The sequence below is a fragment of the Micromonospora sp. NPDC047134 genome, assembly GCF_040643455.1.
GTDB lineage: Bacteria > Actinomycetota > Actinomycetes > Mycobacteriales > Micromonosporaceae > Micromonospora.
Genome location: NZ_JBEYUI010000001.1, coordinates 138,124 through 158,164, shown reverse-complemented (window position 1 = coordinate 158,164; position 20,041 = coordinate 138,124). Strand labels below are relative to the sequence as shown.

Annotated in this window: 13 protein-coding genes and 1 pseudogene; 9 read left to right on the top strand and 5 right to left on the bottom strand. The window is 71.5% G+C overall.

All coding sequences use genetic code 11. The annotated features are described in order from the left end of the window. Positions 1 to 121 precede the first annotated feature (121 nt). Complete coding sequence (locus ABZ795_RS00565; protein ID WP_357527650.1) at positions 122 to 2,566, top strand: M14 family zinc carboxypeptidase; 2,445 nt, start codon at positions 122 to 124, stop codon at positions 2,564 to 2,566. Positions 2,567 to 2,681: 115 nt separating this feature from the next. Beyond that, entirely contained in the window at positions 2,682 to 2,855 is a 174-nt protein-coding gene (locus ABZ795_RS00560; protein WP_357527648.1) for a DUF6767 domain-containing protein, read from the top strand. 31 nt (positions 2,856 to 2,886) lie between these two features. Here ABZ795_RS00560 and ABZ795_RS00555 read toward each other — a convergent pair whose 3' ends face one another. Next, positions 2,887 to 4,650 carry a family 43 glycosylhydrolase gene (locus tag ABZ795_RS00555; protein WP_357528295.1) on the bottom strand — a complete coding sequence of 588 codons (1,764 nt, stop codon included), beginning with the start codon at positions 4,648 to 4,650 and terminating at the stop codon, positions 2,887 to 2,889. Positions 4,651 to 5,018: 368 nt separating this feature from the next. Here ABZ795_RS00555 and ABZ795_RS00550 point away from each other — a divergent pair, with 368 nt between their 5' ends. Beyond that, positions 5,019 to 5,780, top strand: coding sequence for an MBL fold metallo-hydrolase (locus ABZ795_RS00550; protein ID WP_327026259.1), 762 nt, complete (start codon positions 5,019 to 5,021; stop codon positions 5,778 to 5,780). Further along, the gene (locus tag ABZ795_RS00545) at positions 5,777 to 6,358 is read left to right on the top strand and encodes a VTT domain-containing protein (RefSeq protein WP_357527646.1); all 582 of its coding nucleotides are present in this window, start codon (positions 5,777 to 5,779) and stop codon (positions 6,356 to 6,358) included. The genes ABZ795_RS00550 and ABZ795_RS00545 overlap by 4 nt, the downstream gene beginning before the upstream one ends. Here ABZ795_RS00545 and ABZ795_RS00540 read toward each other — a convergent pair. From ABZ795_RS00540 to ABZ795_RS00530, 3 genes are all read right to left on the bottom strand, one after another. Further along, entirely contained in the window at positions 6,291 to 8,645 is a 2,355-nt protein-coding gene (locus ABZ795_RS00540; RefSeq protein ID WP_357527644.1) for an alkaline phosphatase family protein, read from the bottom strand. The two genes, ABZ795_RS00545 and ABZ795_RS00540, sit on opposite strands and share 68 nt — an antisense overlap. A 182-nt stretch (positions 8,646 to 8,827) precedes the next feature. Further along, positions 8,828 to 9,202: an MmcQ/YjbR family DNA-binding protein gene (locus tag ABZ795_RS00535; RefSeq protein WP_327026262.1), complete on the bottom strand. Its 375-nt coding sequence runs from the start codon at positions 9,200 to 9,202 to the stop codon at positions 8,828 to 8,830. 157 nt (positions 9,203 to 9,359) lie between these two features. After that, positions 9,360 to 9,686, bottom strand: a complete 327-nt coding sequence (locus tag ABZ795_RS00530) for a plasmid stabilization protein (protein ID WP_327026263.1) — start codon at positions 9,684 to 9,686, stop codon at positions 9,360 to 9,362. 177 nt (positions 9,687 to 9,863) lie between these two features. Here ABZ795_RS00530 and ABZ795_RS00525 point away from each other — a divergent pair, with 177 nt between their 5' ends. After that, on the top strand, positions 9,864 to 11,477 hold the full coding sequence (locus ABZ795_RS00525) for a hypothetical protein (protein ID WP_357527641.1): 1,614 nt from the start codon (positions 9,864 to 9,866) through the stop codon (positions 11,475 to 11,477). A gap of 376 nt (positions 11,478 to 11,853) precedes the next feature. Here ABZ795_RS00525 and ABZ795_RS00520 read toward each other — a convergent pair. Next, positions 11,854 to 13,269, bottom strand: a pseudogene (locus tag ABZ795_RS00520) (hypothetical protein); the annotation flags it as partial. A 243-nt stretch (positions 13,270 to 13,512) separates the two neighbouring features. On the opposite strand from ABZ795_RS00520, the gene ABZ795_RS00515 reads away from it, so the two are divergent. From ABZ795_RS00515 to ABZ795_RS00500, 4 genes are all read left to right on the top strand, one after another. Continuing rightward, positions 13,513 to 14,238, top strand: coding sequence for a DUF305 domain-containing protein (locus ABZ795_RS00515; protein WP_357527640.1), 726 nt, complete (start codon positions 13,513 to 13,515; stop codon positions 14,236 to 14,238). A 94-nt stretch (positions 14,239 to 14,332) separates the two neighbouring features. Further along, positions 14,333 to 14,851 (top strand): DinB family protein, encoded by a 519-nt coding sequence (locus ABZ795_RS00510; RefSeq protein ID WP_357527638.1) that lies wholly within the window; start codon positions 14,333 to 14,335, stop codon positions 14,849 to 14,851. Positions 14,852 to 14,972: 121 nt separating this feature from the next. Then, positions 14,973 to 18,215, top strand: coding sequence for a BTAD domain-containing putative transcriptional regulator (locus ABZ795_RS00505; protein ID WP_357527636.1), 3,243 nt, complete (start codon positions 14,973 to 14,975; stop codon positions 18,213 to 18,215). Between the two features lie 102 nt (positions 18,216 to 18,317). After that, entirely contained in the window at positions 18,318 to 19,940 is a 1,623-nt protein-coding gene (locus tag ABZ795_RS00500) for a bifunctional 3-(3-hydroxy-phenyl)propionate/3-hydroxycinnamic acid hydroxylase (protein ID WP_357527634.1), read from the top strand. The last annotated feature ends 101 nt before the right edge of the window (positions 19,941 to 20,041 follow it).

Here is a 20,041-nt window from a genome sequence, read left to right as displayed (position 1 = left end):
GCCGGGTCATCCCCTTCCCGCCCGCAGCGGGCGACTCCCTGCCGTAGGTCTCCGGCCCTATCCGCACGCCCGTGTACGGCAATCGCTTCATCCGACAGGAGATCTGTCCATCGTGCACACCATGTCCGTACGCCTGGCCACCGCCGGGCTCTCCCTAGCCCTGCTCGGCACGACAGCCTGGGCCGCGCCGGCCAACGCCTCGGCGTTGCCGGCCGTGCCACCGTCCTCACCGAGCATTCACCAGATCACCGGTTACCCCCGGCAGAACGTGCTCCCGGTCTGGCCGGCCAACCCCGCCGACGCCTCCATCCCGATCGGCGTCATCCCCTACCACGACATCGCCCCGAAGCTGAACGCCTTGCAGGCCGCCAGCGACCGGGTCTCCGCCCGGGTGGCCGGCACCTCCAGCGGCGGATACGACCTGTACGCGGTCGTCGTCACCGCCCCGGAGACCCGGCAGCAGGCCCGCCAGCAGGAGGAGTGGAAGCGCCTCATCGAGGAGGACCCGGTCCGGGCGCGCACCGACCGCAAGCTGCTGGCCGGGTACAAGACCCCGCTGTTCGTCAACGGCAACCTCCACGGCAACGAGTGGGAGGGCACCGACGCGGCGCTGCGGGTCATCGAGGAGTTCGCCACCAGCCGCGACCCCGAGGTGGTCCGGTTGCTGGAGCGCAACCGCCTGATCTTCAACGTGACCGCCAACCCGGACGGCCGGATCGCCGGTACCCGGCCCAACGGCAACGGGTACGACCTCAACCGGGATCTGACCATCGTCTCCCAGCCGGAGACGAACCTGATCCGCGAGCTGATCATCGACACCAAGCCGATCATCACCCTGGATCTGCACGGCTACGTCAACCCGACCCTGCTGCACCCGAGCACCCCGCCGCACAACGTCAACAACGAGTACGACCTGTTCATCAAGCATGCCCTGCCGAACGCCCTCGGCATCGAGGAGGACCTGCGGGCGCTCGGCCACCCCGAGACCCAGCGGGCCCGCATCCCGTTCCGGGACGACGCGCCGGGGGTCTGGGACGACTTCCCGCCGATCTACGTGCCGTCCTTCGCGTTGTTGCAGAGCAGCATCCCGTACACCATCGAGGCGCCGCTGAACCCGCGCGGGACCAACCTGACCCCGCAGGAGCGGGTTCGGCGCTCCGGCATCAACACCGACGTGCACGAGGTGGCGATCAAGTCCTCGCTGCGCTACATCCAGGACCACCGCAACCAACTGATCTTCGACCAGGCGGAGGTCTACCGGCGCGGCTGGGCCGGTGAGCCGTTGCGGGACATCCCGGACGGCTTCGTGCCGGGCTGGGGCCCGGAGGACAACTACCAGACGGTCTTCCCCCGGGGGTACGTGATCCCGACCGGCGCCGGGCAGCGCTCCGAGCCGGCCGCCGCACGCCTGGTGGACCTGCTGATCGGCAGTGGTGGCCGGGTGTGGCGGGCCAAGCACCCCTTCCGGGCCGCCGGCAAGAGCTACCCGGCCGGCTCGTACGTCATCGACCTGCACCAACCCAAGCGGGGCCTGGTCAACTCCCTGCTGGAACCGGGCATCGATCTGACCGACCGGGTGGACGACCTCTACGCCGGTCCGGCGGCCTGGAGCCACGGGCTGACCTGGGGTGCCACCGTCGACACCCTGTGGGACGCCAAGCTGCCCAAGGTGCAGCTGACCCGGGTGTACGACGGGGTGGCCAGCGGCACCCTGCCGCCGGCCAACACCGACGTGCGGCTGAACCTCCAGGACTCCGCCGACCTGCTGGTGGTCAACTCGCTGATCCGCAAGGGCCTGCGGGTGCACCGGCTGGCCGACGGGTCCGTGGTGGTGCAGACCACCCCGGGCAGCCGCAAGCTGCTGCAGGAGGCGGTCCGTACCCACGGGGTCACCTTCGAGCGGGCCCCGGCCCGCTGGCGGGGCACCCCGGTGAAGGAGATCGTCGTCGGCTACCTGGGCGGCGTCGAGGCCCGGGACACCGTGGCCGCCCTCGGCTTCGCCACCCGGGCGGTCACCGCCGCGACCCTCGCCGACACGCTGACCGACGACGTCGACGTGCTGCTGGTGGCGAGCAACCTCAACGTGGCGAACCTGACTGCGGCCAACCGGGCGGCGTTGGACGCCTTCCTGGCCCGCGGCGGCGGGGTGGTCGGCCTCGGCACCGCCGGGGCGAACTTCGGCAACGCGACCGCGCTGCTCAGCGTCACCGCCACCGCCGGGCCGTCGCTGGCCAGCGGGGTGGTCAACGTGGTGAACCGGGGTGGACCGGTCACCGCCGAGGCCAGCGCGTACAGCTTCATCAACCAGCCGGTCTGGTTCACCAACCTCGGGGCCGGGGTGAGCGTGGAGCAGTCGTACGCGGCGGACCCGCTGCTGGCCGGCTGGTGGGCGAGGACCGGAGCCAACGGGCAGGCCTCCGCCTCGAACCAGGCCAGCATCGTGCGCACGGTGAGTGCGGGCGGCAACGGGGTGGTGCTCTTCGGCACCAACCCGACGTTCCGGCTGCACCCGAAGGGGCTGCAACCGCAGTTGGGCCGGGCCCTGCTCTGGGCCGCGCAACCGTGAGTTGACCCTTGGTGCGGGCCCCGGCGACCACGCCGGGGCCCGCACCGCCATTCCGCCCTCCGAACAGGGACCGAATGCCCTGGTCCCGGGTCTGCGCTGTGGACATCATGAGCGCATGACGGGCCGGAAACCCGATGCCAGATGTCCGCTGCGCCCCGGGCAGCCGTGCACCCTGTGCCAACTGGACGTGACCGGGCCGCAGGACTGCCCGCTGGTCTACCTGGTGATGACCGACGAGGAGTTGTGGGCCGGTACGCGACAGGCCGCCCACCACCACCGGCCGGGCTGATCCGGGCCGGTGATGGTGTGGTGCCTGTGGGTCACTGGAAGGAGACGTCGTCCAGGTAGAGGCCGTCGGTGCCGGAGGCCGTCTCGACGTAGAAGCGGGCCTGGGTCAGGGTGCCGCTCCACGACACGGTGGCCGTACCGGTGAGCTGGGTCCAGCCGTTGGCGTTGACCGTCGCCGCCGGGGTCAGCTGCACATAGTTCGTGGTGCCGTTGGCGGTCAGCGCCAGGGTGGGCCGGACCGAGGGGGTGCCGCTCTGCGAACGCACCCAGACGGTCGTGGTGTACGTCCGCCCGTTGGTCAGCGCCGAGGTCACCTCCTGGCTGGGGCCGTTCCAGGAGCCGGTGCGCCCGCTGTGCAGCAGGGACCGTGATCCGCTGCGGAACACCGTGGTGGCCGAGGAGAGGGTGCCGCTGCCGAACACCGACCAGCCGGTCGTGCCGTTCTCCATGGTGCCGTTGGTCAGCAGGTTCCCGCCGGTGGCCGAGCCGCCGGTGAACCGCCAGTTGTTGATGTTCAACAGGTAGCCGCTGCCGCCGGTGAACCGCAGGTAGAGGTCGCGGGTGCCGGTGACGCCGCTGACGGCGCACGAGGTGTTGGTCCAGGTCTGCCAGCCGCCGGTGCCGGGGACCGCGCAGGTGCCGACCAGGGGGCCGGTGGCGCTGTCCAGGCGCAGTTCGATGTTGCCGCCGCTGGACCCGGAGGCCACCCGGGCGGTGAAGGAGGAGGCCCCGGTGCCGAAGGCGACACCCCGGACCCGGATCCAGTCGCCGTTCTCGATCCAGCCGACGTTCACCCCGCCCTCGCTGGAGGCCTCGGTCTCGATGCCGTTGCCCCAGTTGATGGTCTCGGCCTCCTGGGTGACGTACGGGTTCAGGGTGCCGATCTGCGGCGCACCACCGGTGGTCATGTTCATCAGCGGGATCGACCCGTCGGCGTTGTAGGTGAAGCGTTCCACCGCCACCGAGCGGGTGTAGCCGCTGCCGCCGGGCAGGGCACCGTTGTGGTAGAAGAAGTACGAATTTCCGGCGTAGTCGATGATCCCCGGGTGGTTGGTGAAGCTGGCACCCTGCCGGGGCATCACCGTCCCCCGGTAGGTCCAGGGTCCGGTGGGGCCGGGTGCGGTGGAGTAGGCGATGAACTCGCTGCAACACTCCGCCGCGAAGACGTTGTAGTAGATCCCGTTGCGCTTGTAGACCCAGGGACCCTCCTCGTACAGGGTGGGGCGGCTGGAGTTGCCGGTGCGGGTGCCGAACCCGGCCGTGGTCAGGGGGATCTGGGTCGGGCTGCCGGAGAAGGAGATCATGTCCTGGTTGAGCCGGACGTACCACAGGTTCGGGTTGCCCCAGTAGAGGTAGGCCTGCCCGTTGTCGTCGATGAAGGCGTGCGGGTCGATCTCCCCGTTGCCGGTGAGCGGGCGGCCCAGGGCGTCCCGGAACGGCCCGGTGGGTGAGTTCGACACCCCCACCCCGATGACCATCTGCCCGTTCGACCGTTGCCGCACCGGCACGTACCAGTAGAACTGGCCGTTGCGTTCGATGACGTGCCCGGCCCAGGCGTTCGCGTCCGCCCAGGCGAAGGTGCTCAGGCTCATCGGCACCCCGTGGTCGGTCCAGTTCGACATGTCCGTGGTGGAGAAGACCCGCCACTCCCGCATGGTGAAGTAGGTCGAGGCGTCCTCGTCGCGGCCGGTGTAGACGTAGAGCCGACCGTTGTGCACCAGGGGTGCCGGGTCGGCGGTGTAGACGTGCTGGACGATGGGGTTGTCCGCCTTCGCCGGGGCGGCGAAGAAGGTCACCAGCAGTAGGGGTACGGCCAGCCAGGCGAGCCGACGCCGACCTCTGGCGCCGGGCAGCAGCGAGGGTACGGGTTTCACCATGGGCTCCTGAGGGTGGTGGTGGGCTTCGGGTTCACCTGGCCGGTCCGGGACGGGACCGCGGTGGCCGGGAACCGCCAAGGCCATCGGAGTTGGTAGATGTTAGCGCCAACATCAAGTGTTTCTCGGCTCCCACTAGCCGCTTGTGACGCTAACATGTGAGCGATCACACAACAAGAAGTTCATCGATTCCTGCAAGGCTGGCCCGCGGTCCCCGGTGGGTGGCGGGTGAGGGCGCCGGTCACCCGGGCGGATACGGTGGCAGGCATGGCGGCGGTACGGGTGTCGGTGTGGCCCATCTGACCTGGCACGGGCACAGCACGGTGTGGCTGGAGGATTCCGGCGTGCGGCTGCTCACCGACCCCCTGCTGCGGGATCGGCTGGCCCACCTGCGGCGCAGACGCGGCCCCACCCCCCGACTGTCCGGGACCCCGGACGCCGTACTCGTGTCGCACCTGCACGCCGACCACCTGGACTTCGCCTCGCTACGCCGGCTGCCCACCCGGACCCCGCTGGTGGTGCCGGCCGGCGCCGCACCCCTGGTCCGCCGCAGGCTGGGCCCGGCCGCGGGCGACTGCATCGAACTGGCCCCCGGCCGGCAGACCACCATCGGCCCGGTCACCGTCCACGCCGTACCGGCGGTCCACCCCGCCGGCCGGGGCCCCTGGTCCCGGCAGCAGGCACCCGCCATCGGCTACCTGGTCGAGGGCGGGACCCGCACCTGGTTCGCCGGGGACACCGGCCTGCACGACCAGATGGCCGACCTGGGTCCGGTCGACCTGGCGTTGATTCCGGTCGGCGGCTGGGGTCCCACCCTCGGGCCCGGCCACCTGGACCCGCAGGGCGCGGCCGAGGCGGTACGCCGGGCCGCCGCGGCCTGGGCGGTGCCCATCCACTACGGCACCTTCTGGCCCGTCGGGTGTGAACGGATCCGTCCGGACCGGTTCTTCGATCCCGGGGAGGACTTCGCCCGGCACACCTCGACCATCGCCCCCGGCACCCGGGTGCGGGTGCTGCACCCGGGTCAGTCCGTCACCGTGCCGCAGCGATGACCGCCACCCTCGGCGCGCTGGCCTGGCTGGCAGTGGTGGTGCTGTTCGGGGCCGTCGTCCCGGTGGTGCCGACCGGCGCGGCGGTCAGCGGTGCCGCCGCCCTGGCCGCGTACCAGGATCCGCTGATCGTGCTGCTCGTGGTGCTGGCCGGGGCGATCGGGGCCTACCTCGGTGACCTGGCGGTCTACCTGGCCCTTCGCTGGGGCGGGGAGCGCATCGCCCGGCGGCTGCGCTGGCTGCGCGGCCCGCAGCGACTGGACCGGGTCTCCGCCCGGGTACGCGAGGCCGGGGTATCACTGTTCCTGGTGTCCCGGCTGATCCCCGGCGGCAGGTTGCCGGTGCTGCTGGCCGCGGCGGTCTCCGGAGTGACCTGGCGTCGTTTCGCCGTGCTCAACCTGCCGGCCAGTCTGCTGTGGTCGGCCCTGTACGCCGCCATCGGGGTGCTGGGCCGGGCCGTCTTCCCGGAACCCTGGCAGAGCGTGATCGCCGCGATCGTGCTCGTGCTGCTGGTCAGCCAGGTACTGGGCTGGTGGGGACGGCGTCGGCCGGTGCCGGTGCAGCCACCGGCGACGCCGTAGCCGGCACCCGCCTCGGCCGGTGCACCCGGTCGGCGGAACCCGGGGTGGCCAGTTCCTCCGACGGCTCGGCCGGGTCCGGAGCGCGCAGGTCCAGGTGGTGCAGCCACCGCAGCAGTTGGTGGTGCACCGCCTCCGGCCCGACCAGGTCACCCTCCTGCGGCCAGTCGGCGGGATGGATGAGCAGCGCCTCGTTCTGCCATCCGCCCAGCCCACCGTGGCTGCCGACCAGTTCCTCGAAGGCCGGCACCTCCTCCAGACCGGGCTCCACGGCGCTGATCACCACCAGGTCACCGACGTGCGCCATCCGCTGGTGGCGCAGCAGGTCCTGGCGGGCTCGCGGCCCGTACGGTGCCAGCGGGTCCTCCCCCTCGACCTGGCCGTCGCGCAGCCGGTGCACCCCCCGCGCCCCGATGGCCAACGGACCGGCGGCCGAGTCGACCACGACCAGCCCGATGCCGGGGTGTGCGGCCAGGCCGTCGATCAGCCCGGGGGCCAGGGTGTCGACCCGGTCGCGGGTCAGCCGCCCCGGATGACGGGCCAGGTAGATCATCGCCAGGTTGCCGGAGGCCACCACCACGGTCTCCGGCTCGGAATCCTCCACCGCCGGCACGGGTTCGGTGCGCCCTGCCGCCGGCACCGGCTCGGTGCGTTCGGCCGCCCGCATCGGCTCGGTGCGTTCGGCCGCCGACCGGACCGCCACCCGGGTCGCCGTGGCGGTCATCCCGCTGCGGCCGGTCACCTCGGTCAGCAGCCGGTCTACCCGCTCCCACGTCTCGGGGCGTCCCGCCTGCTCCTCGTCGGTGGGCTCCGGCAGGACCGCCTGGGTGGAGTTCAGTCGCCGGACCAACTGGGTCAGCGACTCGCCGTAGCGCTGGCGGAAGGTGGCACCCTGACTCTGCCCGTGGTCACTGAGCACCACGACGTGGTAGCGCCGGGACCCGTCGGCGGCCAGTCGTTGCAGGATGCCGAGAGTGTGGTCCAGCGCCTCCAGGGCCGCCATCGCCTCCGGCCGGGCCGGCCCGGCATGGTGGGCCACCTCGTCGTAGTCGACGAAGTCGCAGAAGACCACGGGGGCACCGCGGGCCATCTGCTCGGCGATGAGCGCCACGTTGAGGTCGTTGAGCAGATTGGCCAGGGGCCGCAGGGCCAGATAGGCCCCCCGCCGGTCGGCTCTGGGCTGCACCCCCCGCACCCGCCGCCGTCGGGCCCCGTGCACATCCCGCAACACCTGACCGGCACCGAGCACCAAGGCCCGGGCGAAGCCGTACGGGCTGGTCATGAAGGCCGCATAGCCCGGGGTGGAGCGCCCCGGCAGCCCGGCGCGGCTGATGGTGAACAGGCTGGTGGGAGCGTCACCGGAGAAGGCGGTGCTGATGCTGACCCCGCCGTCGCGCAGCAGACCCCGACCGGTGGAGACCCGCCGCTCGACCTCGGCCGCGTCCCGGGGACGGCTGGTGACCACGAGCCGACCCGGTGCACCCTCGGCATCGGCCTTCTCGTACCAGCGGTAGGCCGGCACCTGGTTGACCTCGCCGTACAGCAGGCCGGCCTGGGCGGCCGGGGTGGTGGCCGGCAGCCCGGTGTGCCAGCGGGTCATCCGGTGACTGCCCGAACGCAGCCAGCGGCCGATGGTGGGCAGGTTGCCCGCGCGCACCGCCCACTGCACCACCGGGGTGGCCACCCCGTCGAGCTGGATGATCAACAACCCCTCGGCCGGTTCGGCCACCTCGGTGGTTCCGGTGGTCGCGACCGTACGCCGGCGCCACCGTCGCCAGTGCGGGCGGCCGTCCGCGCTTCGGCGGACCCGACCCATCAACCGCAGCATCTCACTGACGAACGAGTCGTCCGTGCCGGCGTCGGCCAGCCAGTTCACCAGCGCGGCGAGCGCCACCGCCAGCCAGGCGGCGGCGAAGGCCACCGGGAACCCGGCCACCTGGGCCTCCGGGGCCAGCCGCAGCGCCACGTACATCACGACGGCCTGCACCCCCACCCCGATGCCCAGGGCACCCAGTCCACCGAGGGCGGTGGCCAGCGCCAGCAGCAGGGGTCGTAGCACCGCGCCGACCGCGGTGACCAGACCGACCAGCCACAGCAGGCCCACCAGGCCGGTGGTGTTCACCCCGGGCAACAGCCAGAATGTCGCGCTGAGCACCACGAACGAGGTCGTCATGCTGCGCAGCAGCGCCCGCATCCGGGCGAGGGTCGGCCGGTGGTAGTCCCGCAGCAACCGCAGGCCGGGCCGAACGGTCTCGGGTCGGGCCTGTCCGGCTGCCACCTGCGGTTCCATTCCGTCACCATGCCACAGCCGAACCACCAAGATCCAAAATGCGGGTCCGGTGGGCGGCTGCCCGGACACCCCCGAGGCCAGGTTCAACGGCGCGGGCACCGCGACTGAGCGGGAGCAACGTCAGGGCGCAGGCGGCAGCCTCAACGGGGCAGGCGGTGGCCTGGTCTGGACGGAGGCGTGGGTCAGCCGGTGCGCTCCTCGATCTCGGCTAGGAGGGATTCCGGGGCGCGCATCCGCCAGGCGTCCGTGACCAGTTCGGCGAGGCGGTCGGCGTCCACCCGCGCCAGTCGCAGCATGACCAGGGGTAACCCCTCGTAGCCGCCGGTGGTGAAGAACTTGTCCGGTTCCCCCAGCAGCAGCGCCTGCTTCTCGGCCTCGTCGCCGACGTACAGCACGGCGATGTCGGTGCGGATGACGCGGGGCTTGCCGGGTCGACGCTCGGGATACGACCAGACGAAGCCCTTGTCGGCCACCCGGAAGTCGAAGCCCTTGCTCTCGATCTCCACCACCTGGGGCAACGCCAGCGCCAGTCGCCGTACGTCCTCGGCGTCAGCCATGGGGGCCGCCACCGGACACTGCCTGCTGCATACCGCCCAGGCTAGTGGGCGGGTCGGACATCCCGACGCCGGTCGCGGGCTGATCGACTCCGTTACGCCGAAACGGCGGTTTCCCGCCGCTGCCCACCCCGCCGTTTCGGCGTCATGGCGGCGGGCCTCACCGAGCCGACAGGGCCTTCTCCAGCTGGGCCTTCGACATCTGGGAGCGGCCTCGGATGCCGCGTTGGCGGGCCTCGTTGTAGAGCTGTTCTCTGGTGCGCCCCTGCGCCCCGCGGTGCGACCGCTTGCCGCCCCGGTGGCCGGAGGAGACGTCGTCGAGCGACGATCGGCTGACGGTACGCGACTCGCCGGCGCGGGCCCGTTCCTTGTTGACCGTACGCGCGGCGATCTCCTCGGCGCGGCGCTCCCCCACCCCGCGCTTCTTGGCGCTGGCCTTGATGTGTTCGTACTGCCGTTCCCGCTTGGGACTCGATCCTGCTGGCATCGCTTCCTCCCGCGACCTGGGACGTTGCCCTCTCGGGGGCAGACATGCCCCGGCCCGGCGGGGCCAAACATATCGACAGTCGACGCCTCGACCGGGAGAGGGCCACACAAGCGTCAGCTGTGATTCGTAGGGAAACACCGGATTCGGCGCGGGCCTGCTCCGGCATAGCGTCACAAGATGCTGAGCAATCCGTTCGCCGGCCGGGTCGACGCGGCCGTCATCCGTCGTGGATCGGCCGGTGCACTGGCCCTGATCTGTGCCGTCGTGCTGACCGCCGGATGCAGCGGGGTCAAGCTGCCGGGTGGCGGCGGGGCGGCCGACGACCGGTACGGGTACGCCCCGAAGCCGGACGACTCCGTGGTCTACCAGCCGGACGTGGTGCTCGTCGAGGGCGGTGGCAAGGTCATCCGCTCGGTCAGCGACGACGGGTTCACCTATGTCATCGACGGGGACGCGCCGGGAGCGGAGGACCTGGAGCCCGGCAAGATCATGTTTGCCACCAGTCAGGCGGTCGGCCGGGTGGTACGGGTCCAGAAGTCCGGCGGGGACCGGGCGGTCACCCTGGCTCCGGTGCAGTTGACCGAGGTGATCCGGGACGCGGACCTCACCATCGACCAACCGCTGGATCTGACCACGCAGCAGTTCAGTGCGCTACCCGACCTGCTCGGTGAGGTGGTCGAGCAGGAGGCACCGGCCACCCCCGTGCTGCCCGACCCGGCGCAGGCCACCGGCCTGACCGGCAACGCCATCGGCCTGGGCGGCAACGCCATCGGCCTGGGCGGGAACACCATCGGCCCAGGCGGGAGCGCACTCGGCTCAGGGAGCGGCGCTAGCGGCCTGGGCGCGGACCCCGCCGGACTGTCCGACCTGCACCTGGCCGTACCCCCGATCGTCCTCGGGCCGGCGCGGGCCCCGGGCGGGGCGGGTGCGGCCCACAGCATGGAACGGAAGATCGGCGGGTGGGGGGTCACCGCGTACGCGGGCCGGACCAAGGTGGGCCTGACCGCTCAGCACAGTACGGCGGCCTCCGGCCTCAAGGTCGACTTCGACATCCAGTTGCTGCTCGACAACCTGCGGCTGTCCGGCAAGGTGAAGGTGACCAACGGGGTGATCCCCCACCCCCGGTTCCGCATCGACGGGGTGCAGGGCCTGGCCATCACGATCGCGGCCGGGGCCCAGGGCGGGTTGAGCGACAACAAGAAGGCGCGGATCGAGCTGCCGATCGAGCTGAGCCAGCCGATCATCATCGGTGGCTTCCCGGCCACCCTCAAGCAGACCTTCAAGTTCCTGGTCCAGACGGCCTTCACCGCCAAGAACGGCAACATCTCGGGTACCGGCCGGTGGGGACTGACCGGCCCGATCGGGTACGAGGGGGGCTCGGTGCTGACCCCGACCTTCTCCGTGCAGGAGAGCATCATGCAGTCCCTGCGCGGGGTGTCGGTGGGTGTCGAGGCGATCGTGGTGGCCGCGGAGTTCCGCTTCGGTCTGATGCTCGGCCTGCCGGTGGCCGGCGCGGGCCCCTTCGTCGGCGTGGTGGCCTCCCTGGGGTTGACCAACGGTTCGGCGGCCGGGCGGGTGGGTCTGCCCCTGGCCGGGCCGGCGGTGAAGTGTCGGGGTACCACCCTGGTGGTGACCGCCCGGGCCGGTGAGGGCCTGAACGTCTCCCAACCCCTGGCCAAGGCGATCGAGATCGTGCTGGGGGTGCCGATCCCGAAGGAGGCGACCCTGATCAGCAAGGACATCATCAACCGCACAGTCGTGGAGCCGGACGTACCCCTGTGTCGGGACTGACCCGGACCACCAAGGGCTCCGGCCCGGCGGGGAGACCGCCGGGCCGGAGCTTGTGGTGCTGTTGACAGCTACCGGATCAGCGCTTGTGCACGCCGCCGGTGACCTTGCTCTTGTGGACGTGGCAGTGCTTGTGGTCCATGTCCTCGGTCTTGACCTTGCCCTTGACGGTGCTCTCCACGATCGACACCACCGAGGCCTTCTTCGCGTCGATGGAACCGTTCACCGTCGAGTTGAAGATGATCAGGCCAGCGCCTTCCTTGACCTTGATCGAGCCGTTCACGCTCGCCCCGTCCATGCAGGTGATGCCGGACTTGACCTCCAGCTTGCCCTTCTTCTGCTTACCGGTCAGCACCTTGGTGCAGGCCGGGTAGCTGGGCTGGGTCTGGACGTTGAGCTCCTCGAAGGCGATCGCCCGCGCGTTGTTGGTACGCGGGTCGTCCAACTTGAGGACGTCGAAGCCCTTCTGGATGTCGTTCGAGTAGATGTAGCCGTTGTGCCAGTACGCCGACCAGGAGCCACCCAGGATGCGAGTGGTGTCCGACAGCGGGCCCCGCTCCCAGTAGGCGAGCTCGACCGGGTTGGCGGAGTCGGTGAAGTCGATCACCGAGATGCCGCCCTGGTACCAGGCCTGGACCATGACGTCGCGGCCCATCACCGGGATCAGCGAGCCGTTGTGGGCCACGCAGTTCTCGGTGTTGCTGTTCTCCCGCGGGATCTTGAAGTAGCTCGCGAAGACCAGGCGACGGTCGGCGCCGGAGCCGACGATGTCGTAGAACGCGTTCGCGCCCTGGTTGGTCCGGTAGGCCGAGGTGCAGATCGCGCCGCTGCCGCCGCCGAGCTCGTCGGTGAACATCACCTTGGTGCCGGCGTTGTTGAAGGTGGCCGAGTGCCAGAACGCGAAGTTCGTGTCCTGGACCTGGCTCAGCACCACCGGGTTCTCCCGGTCGGAGATGTCCATCAGCACACCGTCACCCATGCAGGCGCCGGCCGCGAGGTCCAGCTCCGGGTAGGCGGTGATGTCGTGGCAACCGCTGGTGCGGGCGCCGCCGCCGTCCGGGAAGAGCACCGGAGTGGACACCACGGAGGCGCTGGTCGGGTTCGCCAGCGGAACCTTGATGATCGAGATCTTGTCGTGCGGCGTCTTGCAGTAGGCCGCGGTCGCCGACGGGCTGTACGACTGGACGTAGACGTAGAGGTCCGTCGCCTTGACCGTCTTGGCCTTCTTGCCCTTGCCGACGACCTTGTCCTTGCCGGGGACCAGCGTCAGCGTGTGCGAACCGCAGTCGGTGCGGACCGACTTGATGTACCGCGGGTTCGCCTTGTCGCTGACGTCGAAGATCCGCACACCTTCCCAGTGGTCCGGGTTGGCCACCGAGCCGGCACCGCTGTTGCACGAGTCGTCGCTGCGGGCCGAGTCGACCGCGAAGAACAGCAGGTCACCGAAGACCGACGGGTCACCCTGGCCGCCGGGGCAGATGACCTGGCTGACCACCTGCGGCGAAGCCGGGTTGCTGACGTCGTAGACGTTGAACCCGTTGTAGTTGCCGGCGAACACGTGGTCGCCCTGGAAGGCCAGGTCGCTGTTGTACGAGGACTCGGCGGCGAGGCCGCCGAACTTCGGCACGTTGGCGATCTGGGTGAGGTTGGCGCTGCTGACGATCTCGTCAACGCCCGGGATCACGTTCGCGGCGGCGCTTGCCGGCGCCGCCGCGACCGTGCTGAGGAGGAGGGCGCCAGTGGCGGCGAGGCCGAGGACGGCCCTCCGCTTCCCTCGCGCAGTCGGTTGTGACATGTAGTTACACCCTTCGTCGTGGGTGAAATTGGGGGTAGCGGGACGATAACCTGCGGCACCGAGAATTTTTGTGATTTGGGCCACAGTAGACCGGACACCATGATCACGATTAGGCAACACCGGGAGCACGAACAACCGCAGGAACGACTAATGACGCCTTTTTCTCGCCACCAACCCCTGCTGTCATATCCGCAGGTCGCGTTACGATCCCGGCCAGGCTAGGTCCACCGCGGGAGGCAAGTCGTGCAAGGCGTACGGATAGGCAAGGTTCTCCGCCAGTCGCGGGCGGTCGTCCTCATCGAACTGGCGGTACTGGCGGTGGCCGTCGTCGGGGCGGCGGTGCTGTTCCTGCTGCCGGACGACAGGTCGGAGCCGGCGGCGACCGCCAGCCCCTCGCAGTCGACCGAGTCCCCCGTCCTGCCGGACTCCACCGCACCGGTGTTGATGCCCGGCCGTCCCGGTGAGGCGGCCCGGACGGCGCCGGCGAACGAGGTGTCGGCCCTGCCCCGGGACCCGCACAACAACGCCGACGTCCGATTCATGACGATGATGATCCCGCACCACGAGCAGGCCCTGGTGATGGCCCGACTGGTCGCCGAACGGGCCGAGAACGAGAAGCTCGAGCGCATGGCGGAACGGATGCTGGCGGCCCAGGAACCCGAGATCAAGTACATGGAGACCTGGCTGGCCGAACGCGGTCTGAACCGCAACTCCGGCGGCGACCACCGCCACACCATGTCCGGCATGCAGACGGCGGAGGCGCTGAACCGTCTGACCGCCGCTCGCGGGGCGGAGTTCGACCGGATGTTCGTGACCATGATGACCGAGCATCACGAGGGCGCGATCAAGATGGCCGAGGAGGTGCTCGTGCTCGGCTCCGATCGCCTCGTCAACGAGCTGGCCAGCAGCGTGATCGTGGAGCAGAACGTCGAGATCAACCGGATGCGCGAGGCACTGGCGGGCAGCTGACCCTCCGTGCCGCACCGGTCGCGCTCGTCGGGACCGGTGAAGGTGTCGGGGGTGGCCGATAGCGTGCGGCTGACACCGACGAGAGGGGCCTGTGATGGCCGAGCCCACCCTGTCCGCCGAGCGCGCCGACCTGCTGGAGACCCTGCAACTGCACCGGTTCTTCCTGCGGAACACCACGCGTGACCTGACCGACGAGCAGATCGGCCTGCGCAGCACCGTCAGCGAGTTGTGCCTGGGCGGGCTGATCAAGCATGTCGCCGGCACCGAGCGGAACTGGGTGAACTTCATCCAGGCCGGGCCGACCGCGTTGCCTGACGCCGGTGACCCGGCCAGTCTCGAGCAGTACGCGAAGATGTTCCAGATGTCGCCGGGCGAGACCCTGGCCGGCGTGCTCGCGACCTACGACGAGGCCGCCAAGCAGACCGACGACCTGATCCGCACCCTGCCGGATCTGGATTTCAGCCAGCCGCTGCCCGATGCGCCGTGGTTCACCCCCGGGGCCCGCTGGTCCGCCCGTCGGGTGCTGCTGCACCTCATCGCCGAGACCGCCCAGCACGCCGGTCACGCCGACATCATCCGCGAGGCCATCGACGGCGCCAAGAGCATGGGCTGATCCTCCGCCAGCGCGACGACTGTCGGATTCCGATCAGGACACCGGTTGAGCGATGACAGGTCCGGCGGATCATCGCCTGGCATACTCGGCCGGGCCAGGTCGGGCCGAAGATGGTGGTGGGGTGCAGTTCCGGGTGCTGGGGCCGCCGGAGGTGGTCCGGGACGGGCAGGTGGTGCCGCTCGGTGGGCCGAAACAGCGGGCGTTGCTGGTGCTGCTGCTGCTTCGGCCGAACCGGTTCGTCGCCACCGACTGGCTGGTCGACGCCCTGTGGGACGGCCGGCCCCCGCCCAGTGCCGAGATCACCCTACGCACCCACGTAGCCGGACTGCGGCGGGCGGTGGAGCCGCACCGCTCCCCCGGCGAGGCGGCCCGGGTCCTGTGTAGCCAGCCGAAGGGCTACCAGCTGCGGGTGGACCCGGACGACATCGACGCCGTCCGGTTCCGACGACTGGTGGACCGGGCGGCCGACCGGCTGAGCGCCGGGGCACCCGCGGTCGCCGAACGCGACTACCTCGACGCCCTGCGGCTGTGGCGGGGCGAGCCGATGACCGGGGCCGCCGAGCTGACCGTGGTGCGTCCCGAGGCGGCGCGGCTGACCGAGCTGCGGCTCATCGCCGAGGAGGGCCGGTTCACCGCGGCCGTCGCCGCCGGTCGGCACGGCGCCGTCCTCGCCGAGCTGCGCCAGTTCGTGGCCGACCACCCGGTACGCGAAGCCGCCCGCGCCCAGTTGATGCTGGCGCTGTACCGGGCCGGGCGGCAGACCGAGGCGCTGGCCGCCTACGACGAGGGGCGTCGGATCCTGGCCGAGGAGTACGGCATCGATCCGGGGGTGCAGCTACGTGAGCTGCACGCCGCGATCCTGGACCAGGCGGTCGAGCCGGCCGCCGGCCCACCGGTCCTCCCCCGCACCGGCACCGGCACCGGCACCGGCGATCAGACTGCCGTGCTGTCCGCCTCGGACACCCCCGACGCCCACCACCTGCCGAGGACCTCCGGCGCACACCACCTGCCGGAGACCCCCGGGGCCCACCTCGCGCCCAGGACCCCCGACACCCACCTCGGGCCGAGGGCCCCCGGTGACCCTGCGGGGCCGCTGGTGGGTCGGGGCGCGGAGCTGACCCGGCTGGTGGCGGCGTTGACCGCGGCTACCCGCGAGCACGGCCGCACCGCCGTGCTGGTCGGCGAGCCGGGCATCGGCAAGACCAGCCTGGCCACCAGGGTCACCGCCCTGGCCCAGGCCGAGGGGGTGGCGGTGGTGTGGGGGCGCTGTCCCGATCTCGGGCAGGCGCCGCCGTTCTGGCTGTGGCGGCAGGTGGTGCGGGCCCTGGTGGCCATGCCGCAGGTCGGGACCAGCGGATCGGTACCCGGCCTGGAGGGGTTCGCCGTCGGGCCGGCCCACGATCCGACCGGCCAGGTGTCCCCCGATCCGGCGGCCCGGTTCCAGGCGTACGAGGCGGTGGCGGAACTGGTCCGCGCGGCGGCCGAGCCGGCCGGGCTGCTCGTGGTGCTGGACGACCTGCACGCCGCCGACCCGGATTCCCTGCTGCTGCTGCGGTTCCTCGTCCCGGCCCTGGCCGGTGCCCGCGCGCTGGTCCTGGCCACCCTGCGGCCGTACGACCATGACCCGGCGCTGGTGGCCACGGTGGCGGAACTGGCCCGCGGACCGGGATTCGACCAACTGCGGCTGACCGGGCTGGCGGCGGAGGCGGTGGCCGACCTGGTGCGGCAGCGCACCGGGGCCGCACCGGCCGAGCCGGTGCTGGCGCGGCTGGTCAACCGGACCGGCGGCAACCCCTTCTTCATCACCGAACTGCTGCGGGCCGACCCGGCCGGCACGGACCTGCCACCGAGCATCCGGGACACCGTCCGACTGCGCCTGGGCAGGCTGCCCGCCCCGGCCCGCGACTGCCTGGCCCTGCTGGGGGTGGCCGGGCGCGATCTGGATGCCACCACGATGGCCGAGGTCCTCGGGATGCCGGCCGAGGAGATCGCCGAGGCGCTGAGCGCGGCCTACACCGCCGAGTTGGTGGCCGAGGCCGAGCCCGGCGCGGTGTGGTTCCGGCACCCCCTGTTCGCCGAGGTCGCCTACGGGCAGTTGGCCCCGCCCCGGCGGGCCACCCTGCACGCCCGGTTGGCGCAGGCGTACGAGCGCTGCGGGGTCGTCGGCCCGGCCGAGCTGGCACACCACTACGGGCGGGCGGTCGGTCTCGGTCACGAGGAGGAGCATCTGCGGTGGACCCTGGCCGCGGCCGACGACGCCACCCGCCGGTTCGCCTACGAGGACGCCCTGGGTCATCTGGACCGGGCGGCGCAGCGGCTGGCCCGGGTCGCCGCCTCCCCGGCGGCGGCCCGCACCGAACTCGAGGTGCAACTGCACCGGGCCGCCCTGCTCCAGATGACGGTGGGTGTGGGTGCCGACGCCGTCGACCAGGTCTGTGCCCGGGCTCGTGACCTGCTGGCCCTGGTCGACCCGCAGACCGATGTGCGGCCGGCCCTGTGGGCGCTGGGTGAGCTGGCCGCCAACCAGGCCGACTACGCCGGTGCCGCCGAGCTGGCCGAGCGGCTGGCCGAGGGCGACGGTACGGAGCTGACGGTCGCGGCCGGTGAGTACCTGCTCGGTGTGGTCGGCTACTTCACCGGGCGGCTGGAGGTGGCCGAGGATCGGCTCACCGCCGCTATCGACCGGCTTCGGGGGGTCGACACCCGGCAGCTCGGCCGGCAGGTGGGTCGGCTGCCGGTGCTTGCCGCCCACAACTTCCGGGCCCTGGTCCGGTCCCTGCGCGGTGACCCGGTGGCCGCCCGCCGGGACATCCGCGACGCCGAGCTGCTAGCCGAGCGGACGGACGACCTGTACGGCCGGGCCAACGCCGCCTTGTTCGCCGCCTGGATGGGGCTTCAGGAGCGGGAGGTGCCGACCGTGCGGGCCGCCGCCGACCGATGCCGGGAGATCGGCGCGGCCCACGGTATGCCGCACTTCGTGGCCACCGGTGAGTTCTTCCTGGAGTGGGCCGCCGCCCGCGACGGCGCCCCCGAGCGGCTGGCCGCTATGCGGGCCGCCGCGGAGGGCATCTACCGTCCCGGGCTGCGCGCCACCCGCACGGTCACCTACGGCGGGATGGCGGAGGCGTACCTGGCCGCCGGTGACCGCGACACTGCGGCGGAGCTGGCGCGGGAGGGCCTGGCCGTGGCCGACCGGCTCGGTGAGACCGTGTTCGCCGCCGAACTGCACCGGGTACGCGGTCTGGCCCGCGAGGATCCGGCCGCGCTGGCCACCGGCGCCCGGCTCGCCGCGGCGCAGGGCGCCGGCCTGCTGCTCGCCCGCTTCCCACCGCCGCTCAACGGTTTCTCCACGGCCGGTCCCTGACCACCTCCACATCATCTCCACGGGCCTTCCACCCCCGGTTGCTGTGCTGACCCGGTCAGATCCACGCCCGGAGCGTCGGGCGGTCCCGTGGGAGGAACAGTCATGAAGCCCGCTCAGCCAGCAGCCGCAGAGGTCGACGTCGTGGTGGTCGGATGCGGCCCGGTCGGGGCGTTGACCGCCAACCTGCTCGGTCTGCGCGGGGTCAGCACCCTGGTGGTGGAGCGCAGCACGACACCGCACGGTCAGCCCCGGGCCTTCTCCTGCGACGACGAGGCGCTGCGGATCTACCAGCAGGTCGGCCTGCTGGACTCCATCGGTGCCGACCTGCACCAGCCGACCCGGGCCGACTATCTCAACGCCGCCGGCCGTACCTTCGCCACCATCGACTTCTCCCAGGTCGACTTCGGCTTCGGCCACGCCCCGCTGAACTTCTTCGACCAGCCTCGGCTGGAGGGGGTACTGCGTGCCGGGCTGGACCGCTACGACCAGGTGGAACTGCGGCTGGGCACCGAACTGGTCAGCCTATACCAGGACGACCAGCGGGTGCACCTGGTGCTGCGCGACGTGCACACCGACCAGTCGTACCCGGTGCGGGCCCGGTACGTGCTGGGCTGCGACGGTGCCCGCAGCACCACCCGGGCGGCCGTGCACATCCCCCTGGCCGGGGCCAGTTACGCCGAACCGTGGCTGGCCGTCTCCGGTGAGGTGCCGCCGGAGGGGATCCGCCGGGCGCACACCACCTTCGTCTGCGACTGGCGGCGCCCGGCCTTCGTCTCCCCCGGTGCCCGGGGTAGCTACCGGGCCGAGTTCATGCTCCGGCCGGGCGAGACCGAGGCCGAGATGACCCGACCGGATCGGATCGCCGCCCTGGTCGAGCCGTATGTCGATCCGGCCCGGTTCACCGTCACCCGGGCGGTGATCTACACCTTCCACCAGCTCATCGCCCGCCGGTGGCGGGAGCGTCGGGTGTTCCTGCTGGGCGACGCCGCTCATCAGATGCCCCCCTTCCTCGGTCAGGGGCTGTGCAGCGGGCTGCGTGACGCGGCGAACCTGACCTGGAAACTCGCCCTGGTGCTGGACGGGGAGGCGGACCCGGCCCTGTTGGACAGCTACGAGACCGAGCGACGTCCACACACCGCCGCGATGGCCGCCACCAGTGTCCGGCTGGGGCGGGTGTTCCTGGCCCGCGACCGTCGCGCGGCCTGGCTGCGGGACACCGCGCTACGGGCCGCGCAGACCCTGCCCCGGGTCCGCCGGTTCGTGCGACGTTTCGAGTTCAAGCCCCTTCCGGCGTACGACCAGGGGTTGTTCGCCGGTGGGCGGCGTTACGGGGCGGTGGGCACGATGTTCCCGCAGCCGCGGGTGGCCCTGCTCGGGTCGGGGGTCCCGGTCCTGCTGGACGAGGTGCTGGGTGCCGGTTTCGCGGTGCTGGGCACCTCTGTACCGGCCGGCGGACCGGCTCGTCCGCCGGTCCGCGCGATCGTGGTGCACCCCGGCGACGCCGCCGGCCCGGCGTCACCCGGGGCAGAGCCCGCCGATGAGCGGGTACATGTCATCGACCTCGACAGCGTGATCATCCCCTGGCTGCGGCGGCACCGCTGCGAGGCGGTGCTGCTGCGACCGGACCGTTTCGTCTTCGCCCTCGGCTCCACCGTGGAGGTGCTGGGCGCCCTGGCGGGGACCCTGCGAGGGTCCAGGTCGGTGGGTCAGGCGGCGGCCGCCTGACCCACCAGGGTGGACCGAATAGACGGCATCGGCCTCCCATTCAGACTTTCGCACGTCAGTTGGGGTGAGTGGGGGTGCCGCCGGCCCGGTGACCAGGTCTA